Origin of the sequence: Corallococcus sp. CA053C (assembly GCF_003611675.1) — a bacterium.
Classification (GTDB): domain Bacteria; phylum Myxococcota; class Myxococcia; order Myxococcales; family Myxococcaceae; genus Corallococcus.
Window position 1 is genome coordinate 1 of sequence record NZ_RAWA01000310.1, and the last position, 11,931, is coordinate 11,931.

The 11,931-nt window shown below is 70.2% G+C and carries 10 protein-coding genes and 2 pseudogenes; 9 read left to right on the forward strand and 3 right to left on the reverse strand.

Annotated features, from left to right (window positions below):
• Positions 1-572: 572 nt before the first annotated feature.
• A pseudogene (locus tag D7V97_RS46835) lies at positions 573-833 on the forward strand (M23 family metallopeptidase); the annotation flags it as partial.
• Positions 834-1,010: 177 nt separating this feature from the next.
• Here the strand turns inward: D7V97_RS46835 and D7V97_RS31055 are convergent.
• Entirely contained in the window at positions 1,011-2,720 is a 1,710-nt protein-coding gene (locus tag D7V97_RS31055; RefSeq protein ID WP_120614256.1) for a GTPase, read from the reverse strand.
• 263 nt (positions 2,721-2,983) lie between these two features.
• On the opposite strand from D7V97_RS31055, the gene D7V97_RS31060 reads away from it, so the two are divergent.
• On the forward strand, positions 2,984-4,084 hold the full coding sequence (locus tag D7V97_RS31060; protein ID WP_120614247.1) for a hypothetical protein: 1,101 nt from the start codon (positions 2,984-2,986) through the stop codon (positions 4,082-4,084).
• Between the two features lie 68 nt (positions 4,085-4,152).
• Here the strand turns inward: D7V97_RS31060 and D7V97_RS31065 are convergent, their stop codons facing one another.
• On the reverse strand, positions 4,153-6,414 hold the full coding sequence (locus D7V97_RS31065) for a di-heme oxidoredictase family protein (RefSeq protein WP_120614248.1): 2,262 nt from the start codon (positions 6,412-6,414) through the stop codon (positions 4,153-4,155).
• 257 nt (positions 6,415-6,671) lie between these two features.
• Here D7V97_RS31065 and D7V97_RS31070 point away from each other — a divergent pair, with 257 nt between their 5' ends.
• The 7 genes from D7V97_RS31070 (at position 6,672) to D7V97_RS31100 (ending at position 11,731) form a co-directional block, all read left to right on the forward strand.
• Positions 6,672-7,322: a 2OG-Fe(II) oxygenase gene (locus D7V97_RS31070; protein ID WP_120614249.1), complete on the forward strand. Its 651-nt coding sequence runs from the start codon at positions 6,672-6,674 to the stop codon at positions 7,320-7,322.
• The gene (locus D7V97_RS46670) at positions 7,319-7,981 is read left to right on the forward strand and encodes an SRPBCC domain-containing protein (protein ID WP_120614250.1); all 663 of its coding nucleotides are present in this window, start codon (positions 7,319-7,321) and stop codon (positions 7,979-7,981) included. The genes D7V97_RS31070 and D7V97_RS46670 overlap by 4 nt, the downstream gene beginning before the upstream one ends.
• 39 nt (positions 7,982-8,020) lie before the next feature.
• On the forward strand, positions 8,021-8,494 hold the full coding sequence (locus D7V97_RS31080; RefSeq protein ID WP_120614251.1) for a MarR family winged helix-turn-helix transcriptional regulator: 474 nt from the start codon (positions 8,021-8,023) through the stop codon (positions 8,492-8,494).
• Positions 8,484-9,194, forward strand: coding sequence for a VOC family protein (locus D7V97_RS31085; RefSeq protein ID WP_120614252.1), 711 nt, complete (start codon positions 8,484-8,486; stop codon positions 9,192-9,194). The genes D7V97_RS31080 and D7V97_RS31085 overlap by 11 nt, the downstream gene beginning before the upstream one ends.
• A gap of 222 nt (positions 9,195-9,416) precedes the next feature.
• On the forward strand, positions 9,417-10,319 hold the full coding sequence (locus tag D7V97_RS31090) for a dimethylarginine dimethylaminohydrolase family protein (protein ID WP_233583335.1): 903 nt from the start codon (positions 9,417-9,419) through the stop codon (positions 10,317-10,319).
• Positions 10,309-11,100: a hypothetical protein gene (locus tag D7V97_RS31095; protein ID WP_120614253.1), complete on the forward strand. Its 792-nt coding sequence runs from the start codon at positions 10,309-10,311 to the stop codon at positions 11,098-11,100. The genes D7V97_RS31090 and D7V97_RS31095 overlap by 11 nt, the downstream gene beginning before the upstream one ends.
• Before the next feature lie 130 nt (positions 11,101-11,230).
• Positions 11,231-11,731 carry a hypothetical protein gene (locus D7V97_RS31100; RefSeq protein WP_147445042.1) on the forward strand — a complete coding sequence of 167 codons (501 nt, stop codon included), beginning with the start codon at positions 11,231-11,233 and terminating at the stop codon, positions 11,729-11,731.
• An 86-nt stretch (positions 11,732-11,817) separates the two neighbouring features.
• On the opposite strand, the pseudogene D7V97_RS31105 reads toward D7V97_RS31100, so the two are convergent.
• Positions 11,818-11,931 (reverse strand): annotated as a pseudogene (locus tag D7V97_RS31105) (IS5/IS1182 family transposase); the annotation flags it as partial.

Sequence of the window (11,931 nt, forward strand, 5' to 3'; positions counted from 1 at the left end):
GGGCGGACTTCGGGGGCATGCCCTGAAGCATAATCCTCCATTTAAAAAGTGACCAGTCACTTTGTTGGGCCGGTTTCCTGATCCCCGCGGACGGGTGTGTTCCAGGCCTGCCAGGAGCCCAGGGAGGCGGGCGAGCGTCTGTCATTGTGGCCGCTCCATGACAGGGATTGGACGAGGCTCTTTTCAGAGGGCTCAAGGCTGACAACCCGGCAGGCGAGGAGGCAGGCGCTCCCGTGCTTCAGGCTGCTTTCTCCTCTGTGGTGTGGTCAAGGGTCGCCCCCTGGAGACAGGGCGGGGCGCAGCCCGCCTGCTAGTGATCCGTTCGGGATTGAGCGAAAATCGAAGGGAAATAGCGCAAGCCCTTGCACCGGTTATCCGCCCGCCCCGATATGACCTTCTCCGCTCTGCTCGTCGGCTCCCTCCTGGCTTCAGCTCCCACTGTCCCCTCCAAGGCTACGAATGTCGTCGCCGAGGTGGGTGTGCCCTTCGCCTGTGGTCGCATCTACACGGTGAGCCAGGGGCATGAGACAGGAAGTCACCAGCACAACGACACCTTCGCGTGGGACTTCCGCATGCCGGAAGGCACTCCCATCGTGGCGTCGCACGACGGCACCGTCCGCATGGCGCGCGGTGACAGCAAGCAGGGTGGGTGTGGGGAGCAGTTCGCGCCCCTGGCCAACTACGTCGTCATCTCCCACGGTGACGGGCTGGAGACGCAGTACCTGCACTTCAGCGCCGTGGTGGTGAAGGCCGGTGAGCGCGTGAAGGAGGGCCAGCTCATCGGCTTCTCCGGCGCGACGGGCTGGGCGTGCGGCGCGCACCTGCACTTCAAGGTCGCGAAGGAGCAGGGCTCCGGGTGGAACAACCCCTCCGTGCCCGCGCGCATCGTGGGCTATGGCGATCCGGTGCGTGACACGCTGGTGTCGGCGCCGCTGTGCAAGGACTCCGCGCAGCCGATGATGGCGTCCGCCGGGGGCGTCCACCTGCCGGGTCAGGCGGTGGAGTCCATGTCACCGCCCACCGCCGGTTCGATCCAGGATGCGTCGCGCGGCCTGCCGCCCGGGGCCAAGGCCATTCTCGACGGCCTCTCCCAGCCTCCCGCCCAGGGCGGCGAGGGACTCGACAAAGCGAGCCCGGCCCGCGCGCCCCGCATGGCGAGCGGCTCCGACGAGACTCGCTGACGCGAGCAGCGCTCCGGCGCCCGCGAGCAGTCCGAAGAAGGCCCCCGCGTTGATGAAGTACTCCAACGGCAGCAGGGGGCCTTCCACGTAGCCCTTCACCACGCGGTACCCCACGTGCCCCAAGAGCGCGAGCAGGGGCAGGTTGATGAGCGGCAGCACCAGCCACCGCGCCGTGCGCCACCAGCGGGCCACGGCCTCCGCCACCGCCGTGGAGGCCGTGTAGCGCCAGGCGCCCGCGCGGGCCACGCGCAGCTCCGCCAGCATCGCCTCCACGTCCGGCACCCCCAGCGTCTCCGCCTCCAGTCCCTGGTTGCGCGCCACGCTGCGCGCTTCGGCCAGGGCGGTGCGCGCGGCGGACTCGGCGAGGAAGTCGTCCTCGAAGGGCTCCACCACGGCGACCTCCGCGGCGCGGGCGCGGGTGCGGTCCCTGACGGCGTCCACCACGGTGGAGGCCGCGGCGACGGCGAGTCCCACGGGCAGGCTGCGGCGGGCCACCAGCGCGCCGGCGCCCATGCCGGAAGCGCCCCACAATGACAGACGCAGGCCCCACGCGGCGGGTCCCCAGAAGCGGCCCGCGGCCTGACGGCGCACCTCCGACGCGAGGTGTCCGTGGGCCAGGCCCAGCCGCGCGTCGAAGTCGCTCTGCAACGCCTCGCCCGCGCGCGCGAGCCCCGCGTCGAGCGCGGCGCGCGTCTTCTCCAGCAGGGCGTCCGTCTCCCCCAGCGCCGTCTTCACGGTGGAGGCGATCTCTTCCAGCGCACCCAGGGCGTTGCTGTGGCGCACGCGGGTGGCGACGGCCTGGGTGGCGAGACCCTTGAGGTGGAAGAGGAGCGGGCCGAACTCGCCGGACACGTCCTGGCCGTCCTTGGCGGCGCGTGCGCTGATGGCGAAGACGTGCACGTCCTCGGCGGCGAGGCCGTGGTGCTGGGTGGCGACGCGGCGGATTTGAGACTTCAGGGCATCGCGCGAGTCGGCGGACAGCTCGTCGGCGAAGTTGAGGATGAAGACGAGCGCGCGGCGGCGGGCGAACTCGTTGAGGAAGTCCACCTGGGTGGCCTCCGCGACGCTGCCCCGGTGCATGACGACGAGCGCGACGTCCGCCTTGTCCAGCGCGGCGCGGGCCACGTCGCGGTGCTGGGTGGCCACGCTGTTGAGGTCCGGCGTGTCGATGAAGATCTGCCCGCTCCACAGCCCCTGGGGGCCGGGCGTGTAGCGCACCACGCGCGCGCCGGTGCGCGACAGCTCCTCCACGGACGTGCCTTCCGGCGCGAAGAGGGTGGACGCGGTGCTGGTGGGGCGGTCCACGCCTTCGCGGGAGAGGGCCTGCCCCGCGAGCGCGTTGAGCAGGGTGGACTTGCCCGCGCCGGTGGCGCCCACGAGCGCGACGACGAGCGGCGCGTCCTTGCGGGCGATGCCACGGGCGTAGTCTTCCAGCAGGCGCTCCAGGCGCGGGCCGTGCGGCTGGAGCGCGGGCAGCGACAGGGCGTCGGTGAGCAGCGGGCGGAGGGCTTCGGGGTCGGGAAGGCGGGGGTCGTCCACGGAGAGGCCAGCGTGGCGTGACGAAGGCGCGCTGGCTACGAAGATGCGCGGCGACGGTGCGCCAGCGTGCACTCCGGAGGGAAGGGAAACGCCGGGAGCCAGTGGCCTCCGAGCCCCATGACAGCATGGGCCCTCACGTCAGTTCAATGCATCCGTATCGAGCGGCCCTCTGCCGACAGGAGGCGTTCGTTCATGAACTCGCCCTCTCCTGCGGGTTCCGTCACGATGCGGGGGAACTGCCCGATCCGATGAGGAAGCTCGCGATGAAGCTGCGGAACATCCTGAGGCGAGGGGCTCTCACACTGGTGCTGGGAAGCGGTTGTGCCCATCCACAGCAGCCCCCCACTCCGTCGGAGCCGCCTGTCCTGGCCTTCGAGAACGTCCGCTACGACGGCCACACGGTGTTCGGGCGTGTCCTCATCGGAGCACGGGGCACCACCCCGGTGGATCGGCGCCTCATCGAGAACGTCTCGCTGGGCATCGACCGCGTCACCGACTGCGCGACAGGCGCGGCGTTCCCCACGCTGGTCGCGGACACCCTTCCCGAACCCGCGACCCGGGCGGACCTGCTGACCCTGAGAGAAGGCGAGTGGTTCGGAAAGGACGTCGCCTTCCTCGTCTTCGCGGAGCCGTTCTCGCCACCGGAAGGGCCCGCGTGTATCGAGTCGACCCTGTCTCTTCATCTGGAGGGACCCAGGGAACTGCGTCCGGTGACGCTCCGCTTCAAGGCGGAACGGTCCTCGGATGCGTTGGAGCAGGGGCCCGGTGGCGTGCGGATGCGTGCCCTGTCGTTGCCCTTTGACGAAGCGAAGGCGCTGCCTCGCCGGTTCTTTGAAACACTCCCGTGTGAGCTGGGCCAGCCGGGTCCGGGCGGAGAATGGGCGCTGTCCGTCCGCGAAATCCTCACGGTGCGCGAGGCCCACAAGACGCTCACGGCGTTCATCTCCCAATCCCTGTCACTGCCAGGTGGGCTGGAGTTCGAACGCGCCGCGGGCATCCCGCAGACAGGGACCGTCACCCGGCCGCCCCGGCCCGAAGTGCGCGCCCGCTGTCGCGACCACCGGCTGGAGCTGGCCGTGGAAGGCGTGCCCGACGCCCCCATGCTGACGCTGCTGCCCACCGTGGGCCGTACCACCGTGGCGTGGCGCGTGGCGCCCGAGGTGGAGGCCCGCCTCCAGCCCCTCCTCGCGCGGACAGACCCCGAGGCGCGCAGGGCCCTGGACGAGTTCGGCCGCATCGTCGAACAGCTCGAAGCCCACGCCCGGAGCAGCCTCCGCGAACCGCCGCCCGTCGTGGAGGGCCTCGCCTGCGTGCGCTCCGCCCTGGCCTCGCCCGCGGGTGGAATCCACTGCGCGCGTCCCTGAAACGCAGGACGCCGGACGGAGCACGGTGGCTCCGCCCGGCGTCTGGCTTCATGCGTTCGCGGTGACGACTACAGCGAGTTCACGAACTTCAGCAGCGCGTTGCGGTCCGACGCGGAGAGGTTCACGAAGGCCTGCTTGGAGGCATCGCCCTCGCCACCGTGCCAGAGGATGGCCTCGGTGACGCTGCGCGCGCGGCCGTCGTGCAGGTACGACTCACCGCCGCTGACGCCCGTCGTCAGGCCAATGCCCCAGAGGGGCGCGGTGCGCCACTCGGCGCCGGACGCCTGACCCTCGGGCAGGTTGTCCGCGAGGCCCGTGCCCATGTCGTGCAGCAGCAGGTCCGTGTACGCGTGGATGGTCTCGTTGCGGAACTCGTTCAGCGGGCTGTACTGGCTGGTGGTCAGCGTGGGCGCGTGGCACTTCGCGCAGCCCGCGTTGTTGAACACCGTCTCGCCCTGGAGCGCCGTCGCGTCGTTGTAGTCGCGACGCGCCGGGACGCCCAGCAGGCTGATGTAGCGGGTGAGCTTGTCCAGGTCGGAGTCGCCCAGCTCCGTGCTCGTGCCCGCGCAGCCCTGCTGCGACGTGCCGCAGTCCAGCGACTTGAACACGGACGTCGTCACGCCCATGTCGCTGTTGAGCGCCTCGGCGACCTGGTGACGCACGCGCGCCGTGGCCGCCTTCCAGCCGAAGCGGCCCAGGCGCGTGACGCCCGTCTCCGGGTCCCGCACCGTCTGCATGCGGCCGGAGATGCCGTCGCCGTTGCTGTCATTGGGGTCGGCGAGGCCCGCCACCTGCGACTCCGGCACCGCCTCCAGCAGGCCCATGCCGATGAGCTGCGGCGTGATGCGCGCGGAGAAGTTCGTCGGCGTCACGTTGACGAAGCCGTACGTCGGCTTGCGCAGCTGGTACGCCGTGCCGTCCGCCAGGTTGCCGCCCGTGGTCGTCCAGCCGCTGATGCGCACGTCCGCCTCGGGCGTGCCGCTGACCGCGCGCGACTGCAGGCGGAAGCCCAGCGCGGGGTCCACCGTCACGGTGCTGCCGTTCACCTTGCCCACCTTCACCACGTAGTTCGTGAGCGTGGTGTTGGTCGTCGTCGGAGGCAGGCCCCGGCCGTTCTGCTTGTGGCAGGCGACACAGGAGGTCTCGACGAAGTTGTTGCCCAGCTTGTTCGCCTGCGCGGTGAAGACGGGGTTGCCCGGCTCCGAGTGGCTGCCGTCCTGGAAGTTGGTGTGGTGCAGGCGACGGCCCTCGACGAAGGGCTGCGCGTTCACCGGCGCCATGTTGGTGGACATCTGCAGGAAGCGGTTGTCCGGCTCGTTGGAGAACGGCGTGTGCAGCGTCGTGCGGCCGCCCGCCCAGGCCTTCGCCGGCAGCGGGAAGGAGTCGCGGATGGCGCCCTGGCCCTCGAAGGGCACGATGCCGCCCTGGCCCACGATGTAGAGGATGCCCGACGAGTAGTAGTTGAAGCGGCCTTCCACCGGCGCCTGGAGGAACACGCCAATCTCCATCTCCATCCGGTCACCCACGCGGATGGCGCGGCCTTCCTTGGCGTTGAAGTTCACCGTGGCCGTCTGCTTGAAGTCGCTCACCTTCACGAAGTCCGCGTTGTGGAAGTACTCCGCCACCGTGTTGAGGCCGCGGAAGAACGCGCGGAAGTCCGGGCTGTCGTACGGATAGACGGAGTACAGGTTGACGGTGATGTTGCTGCCGCCCTTGGCGACCTCGTCGACGATCTCAATCCAGTGCGTGCGCTGCTGGAAGTAGAGCGCCAGGTAGTGGTCGTAGGCCTGGTACATGTCCTCGCGCATGTGGCGGTCACGCACGCGGTCGCCCACGCGGGTGATGATGGCCGTGGAGGTGGTCTCGATGGTGGCCGGCTCCAGTGCGGTGGCGCTGGTGAACAGCGGCACCACGGGGCCCGCGTCGCCGTTGGGGGGCGGCCCTGCGTCCGGCGTACCGGCGTCCACGGGCGGCGTGCCCGCGTCCACGGGCGGCGTGGTGCCGCCCGTATGCGTGTAGCGCGTCACGGCGGTGTCCCGCGCACAGGCGCACGACACATCCCAGTACGTGTAGTTGTAGTCGATGAAGTTGCCAGCGACGAGGCCGGTGACCGTGTACTGGTTGCGGCCTCCCGTCACCGCCATGCGGATGTTGAGCTGCTGGCCGTTGTTCAGCTTGTAGTGGATGTCTGCCCAATCCGTCGTGTCGACGTAGAAGATGGCGGACGAACCAGAGGGGGTGACGCCATAGGTGGCGGCTTCGGAATCAACCGCCAGACAACTGGCGGCCAGGAACGCGAGCACGATTCCCGTGAGTCTGCTGCGGCTCATGGATGCGACTCCAATGGGGTGGATGGAGCGTGGGACGGCGGCGCTGCGAAGGGGACTTCGTAGCTTGTCCGAAGAAAGTCGGGATTCATTCCGGCTGCAAGGTGGGAGGCCGGAGAAATCAACTAAGGCATGATAAAATGTGAATAAGCGAAAATGATGTAATTCGTGACGCGATGTGTTGTTGTGGTGGTGACGCGATGTGTTGAGAGGCATTGCCGCAACGCGGCGCACTCGGGGCGCGAGTAGACTCCGGGGCCATGCGCTTCCAGCCACCGTGGGGTGGGGCCTTCCGGCTCGACACCTTCTTCCATCGCACTCCCGAGGCCCTGCCTGAGGAGACGACGGAGTCCATCCGCTCGGCCATCCTGGGCTCGTCGCTCCTGGGCGAGTCGAACCTGTCGGGGCAGTTCTCCGGCACCTATGGCTTCTCGCTGACGTTCCGTCGCGAGGCGCTGCCGGACGTGAACCGGCGCTTCCCGGCGTTCGCGCCCTTCCTGGCGAAGACGCTGCTGCCGGAGTGCAACGCCTTCCTGCTCAACCCCTTGCTGGTGGGACAGGGGAAGGGGGTGGCGGCCCACATCGACAGGAGTCTGGAATTCTACGGACCGAGTATCGGCTGCCCGGTGGCGGTGAGCGTGTTGTATGTCCAGGTTCCGAAGGAACTCCGGGGTGGGGCGCTGCGGCTGTATCACCGGGGAGGTCGGGTGGCGGAGCTGACGCCCGAGCCGCGCGCGCTGGTGATGTTCCGGGGAGACCTGCTGCATGAGGTGGAGGCCATCTCCTCCGGCGCACAGGGGATGGAGGGTTCGCGGATCAGCCTGGTGGTGGAGCAGTACCGGGCGCCCGAAGCGCTGCTCTCCGGTGTGCCGCGCTTCGAGCTGCGCACGCGTTCGGGGGCGCAGGCGTGAGCGACCTGAACCTGGAATGGAAGCTGCCGGGATTGCCGGACGCGGTGTTCCCCGCCTTCGAGCAGCCCGCGCTCATCCGTCGCTGGTTCGGCGCGCCGCCGGGCTGTCACCGCACGCACGCGCCCGACCCCGGCGCCTTGGGCCAGCCCTACCGGGTGGTGCTGCGGGACGCGGTGGGTCGGTCGTTCGCGCAGGTGGGCTGCATCGTGGAGGCGGAGCCCCCGCGCTTCCTGGCGCTGGAGATGGACTGGGAGGGCGGGCCGGTGCCCTCCGGGCGGACCCGGGTGGAGCTGACGTTCGAGCCCAGGGATGACGGGAGCACGCGGCTCCTCCTGCGCCAGGGGCCGTTCGCGGACGACGCGGCCCGCGACGCGCACCGGGCCTACTGGGAGGCGTGCCTGGGGCGGCTCTCGCGCGTGGTGGCGGGAGAGGCGGTGCCCTGCTTCGAGGAGTTCTGGGAGGAGTCGCGCGGCTTCGTGGGCCCGCTGGGCGCGGCGGCGTACGCGGTGCTGGCGGGGCTGCGGGAGGCGGGGGCTCCCCCGGAGGCGGTGTCCCAGGTGGAGGAGGTGCTCTACACGCACCTGTCCCGGCTGCCGGAGGACACCGCGGCGGTGCTGGGCTCCGTGCTCCAGTCGCGCGTGGAGGGTGCCGCGGACTGAAGATTGACAGGGGCCTGTCGAATTGACAGGTTCCTGTCCATGTCGTCACTGACCCGGAAGGCCGAAACCTTCACCGCGCTCGTCCTGGAGGTGTTCCAGTTGAACGGGCTGCTGCTCCAGGCCGGAGACAGGCTGAGTGCGCCCGCGGGGCTGACGAGCGCCCGCTGGCAGGTGCTGGGTGTCATTGATCACGGGCCTGTCACGGTGGCGGCGGTGGCGCGCACGATGGGGCTTGCGCGGCAGAGCGTGCAACAGACGGCGGACGCGCTCGCGAGCGACGGGTTCGTGGAGTACGTCGACAACCCGCATCACCAACGCGCGAAGTGCGTCTCCCTCACCGCCTCCGGGCGCCGCGCCTTGCGGAAGGTCGAGCAGGCGCATGCCGCGTGGGCGGACCGGATGGGCGCGGGCCTGGCTTCGGGGCTGCTGGCTTCGGCGCTCGAAGGCGTTCGGGAAGCGCGCCTGCGTCTCGAAAAGGACCTGGCTCCGGAGGAGCGCTCCCATGAAGGGTGATGCCTGCATCCCCCTGCTGCCTTGCGTGGAGATGGCTCCGACGCTCGAGTTCTACGGCCTGCTGGGCTTCGAGGTGACGTACCAGCAGCGGACTCCGAACCCCTACGCGGCGACGCGGCGGGGCGGTGCCCAGCTCCACTTCTTCGGCCTGAAGGGGCTGGATCCGCTGAAGGCCTTCAGCAGTTGTCTGATCATTGTGGACGAGGTGGAGGACCTGCACGCGCGCTTCCTGGCCGCGCTGCGAGAGGCCTACGGCCGGATTCCCCTGCGCGGTGTCCCGCGAATGACCCGCATGAAGAAGGGGCAGTCGCGCTTCACCGTCGTGGACCCCTCCGGCAACTCCCTCATGTTCATCCGGCGGGACGAGCCCTCGGGCTACGGGGACGACGATGCGGACGCTTCGGGCTCCGCGCTCGCCAAGGCGCTCAAGACGGCCCGGCGCCTGCGTGACTTCAAGGGCGATGACGCCGCGGCCGCGAAGGTGCTGGACGTCGCGCTGAAGAAGGCGGACTCCGGGACGACGGTGGAGCGGGCCCGGGGGCTCGCGGCCCGGGCGGAGCTGGCCGTGGTCCTGGGGGACATGCCCCGTGCCCGGGAGCTGGCGCGGGACCTCGGCGCGCTTGCCCTGTCGGCGTCAGAGCGCGAGGGGCTCCGCGCGGAGCTGGAGGCCATCGAGCTGCTGGCGCGGAACCAGGAGTAGGCGGCCCGCGCTCATGCGCCAGCGGAGGGTGGCCAGCAGCGGTCCGTCCCCGAAGGGCACTGCGGGGTCCAGCCGCATGCCGGCTTCCTCTCCGCCGCCGGAGGACGGACGGCTCCGGCGCACCCCCCCACTGTGGAGCGGTGGACGGCCGGGTGTTGGACGGCCGGGCGTCAGGTGGCGGATGCGTTGTGACGCCTCCGTCCGGCGGCTAGAAGCGAGGGGATGATGGACCTCTTCCTGATGTCTCCTCCAGGCCGGACCTGGGCCCTGCGGGGCCGGGCGAACTTCCGCAGCCGCGAGGCGGCCCCGGCGGATGCGCGCGGCGCGAGGCGGGAGTGGCTGACGCTGGCCCGGCACATTGAATCGCGCGGCGGCACGGTGGTGGCGTTGCCCTCGCCGTCGGACGCGCTGACGGGCATGCCCTACGCGGCCGAGTGCGGGCAGGTGGTCGCCCGCGAGGGACAGGCGCCGCTGTTCCTGCTGCCCCGGATGATGAGCGCGCACCGCTTCGCTGAACGCGACCACTGGGCGCCGCTGGCCCGGCGCATGGGGATGGAAGTCGTGGATCCCGGCGTGGGCATCTGGGAGGCGCACGGCGACGTGGCGACGTTCGACGGCGTGACGCTGCTGTTCTGGGGCGGGCGCACCACGCTCGACGGACTGGAGGCGGCCCAGAAGCACTTCCCCGGCGAGGTGCTGCGCGTGCAGGTGCGCGAGCCCGCGTTCCACGGGAACATGGCGGTGCTGCCGCTGCCCGCGGTGGACCGGCTGCTGGTGTGCCCGGACGTGATGGCGCCGGAGTCGGTGGCGCTCCTGGAGCGGCGCTTCGGCGCGGACCGGCTGGTGCGGGTGACGGAGGCGGACATCCGCCGCTATGCGACGAACGGGCTGCCGCTGGGCCGCGACCTGCTCGCGCCCACGGTGATGCCTACGCACGTGGTGGACCTGTTGCAGGGCCTGGGCATGCGCGTGGTGTCCATGCCGATGCCGGAGCTGACGGAGAAGGGTGGGGGCTCGTCGCGGTGTCTGGTGTCGCGCGCGTCGGTGGATCCGGCCCGCATCCAGCTTCCCCCTGAGTACCGGTTGGACGCGGTGGCGAAGGACATCGAAGCCGATGGCGGGTGAGCTCGCGCCGCTGGCCCAGGCGTTCTTCGCCGCGAACCCGGAGCTGTCATTGCAGGCGCTGGGCTCCGGCGTACACGTGCCGTCCCTGGACCTGGCGCCCTCCGGCATCCCGGTGACGCACCTGCTGGCCGAGCACAACGCGGAGCTGGCGCGGCAATACCTCACGCTCAACCAGCTGGCCTTCGGCGGCATCGGCGTGCCGCGTTGGGTGCTGTCGGACCTGTACCTGTTGCCCGGGGCCATCGGCCTGCTGCGCTGTCCCGCGCGGCTGTTGAAGGCGCCCGCGCGCGAGCGGCTGCTGCTGGCGGACGAGGAGCTGGCCATTGGCGCGGCCTGCTACGTGGCGCCGTCGCTGACGCCGGGGCTGTTCGTGGGCGTGTCGCTGTTCAGCTTCCTGCCGGGCCGGGGTGCGTCGTCCTGGGTGAAGACGCTGACGCTGGGCATGGTGCGCGCGAAGCGCCTGCGCGGCGTCACCCAGTGGGACAACCCCGCGGTGCGCGTACACACCCGGCTGGGGCCCATGCGCCTCGTGGGCCGCGTCCCCGGGGGACACGACTACGACGAGCGCACCTTCGTCTATGAGACGGACCTGCGCGACGAGGCCCGCGTCGCCCAGGCGATGGCGCGCGGCGAGGAGCAGGCCCCCGCCACGCGCATCCCCGTCACGGACCTGACGGCGCTGGGCGCGCTCCTGGACCGCGTGGAAGCAGGCGCGCGGCTGGAGCTCGTTCCGCCCGGTCAGGACACGGGCCACGTGCTGGTGCGCGAGGTGCGCGACTAGTCCTCATACGGCTGGAAGATGGAGGCTCCTCCGTCATATCCGGGCCATCAGGCGTGTGTGGATGCCCGTCTTGGGGTGGAGGCCCGATGCAGAGACTGACATGCCTACGAGGCACGAATGGGAGGGCACCGTGACGCGGGAGCGAGATGTCGATGCCCGCCCTGGCGATGCGGAGGGCATGGTTCGACGCTGCGAGCGCGAACTCGCGGTCGCAGTCCGGAGCGTCCTTGAGGTCGGGCATCCCAATGAGCGTGGGTCGCGCGTGGACTCTGTGGCCTTGGCATTGGAGTCCCTCCTGCGTGTGCGCCTGTCCGAGCTTGAGGATGCCCGAGGCTTCGGAAGCCCCGACGGCCTCCTGGTGCGCCGACTTGAGTCCTCATCTCCACGGTCGCTTGAGCTCAACGGCTGGGTCATCGAGGTGACAACCCAGAGGTGTGAGCCCTTCGAGGCCCAGATGGAGTTGACGGACGACGGGGCAGATGTCCACGCCTACCGGCTCGCACTTGTCGATGCCGGGAAGGGACTCCAGCGGTTCCCGGTCGACTCGCGCTTGGTACGCCTGGGAGAGCCTGCTGTGGAGAATTGGCTTCTCGTCATCTCTCGCGAGGCGTCGCTGCCCACCTTGCCCTGAAATGCCGCGTGTCCCATACGGCCTTCTGTTCGAGCGAACCCGTGTGGCCCGCAGTCTTCATCCGGTCAGAGGACTAGGGGGTGTCCCTAATTAAGCCAAAGCATCATGCAGGCCAGGTGGAGGACCGCCAGGTAGTTGGTGGCGGTCTTCTCGAAGCGGGTGGCCACGGCGCGGAAGCGCTTGAGGCGGTGGAACATGCA

Bases quoted from the DNA above. Each gene is read 5' to 3' on its own strand.
- D7V97_RS31060 (WP_120614247.1), top strand. From the start codon at position 2,984: ATGAAGCTGCGGAACATCCTGAGGCGAGGGGCTCTCACACTGGTGCTG.
- D7V97_RS31080 (WP_120614251.1), top strand. From the start codon at position 8,021: ATGTCGTCACTGACCCGGAAGGCCGAAACCTTCACCGCGCTCGTCCTG.
- D7V97_RS31095 (WP_120614253.1), top strand. From the start codon at position 10,309: ATGGCGGGTGAGCTCGCGCCGCTGGCCCAGGCGTTCTTCGCCGCGAAC.
- D7V97_RS31070 (WP_120614249.1), top strand. From the start codon at position 6,672: ATGCGCTTCCAGCCACCGTGGGGTGGGGCCTTCCGGCTCGACACCTTC.
- D7V97_RS31065 (WP_120614248.1), bottom strand. From the start codon at position 6,414: ATGAGCCGCAGCAGACTCACGGGAATCGTGCTCGCGTTCCTGGCCGCC.
- D7V97_RS31085 (WP_120614252.1), top strand. From the start codon at position 8,484: ATGAAGGGTGATGCCTGCATCCCCCTGCTGCCTTGCGTGGAGATGGCT.
- D7V97_RS31090 (WP_233583335.1), top strand. From the start codon at position 9,417: ATGATGGACCTCTTCCTGATGTCTCCTCCAGGCCGGACCTGGGCCCTG.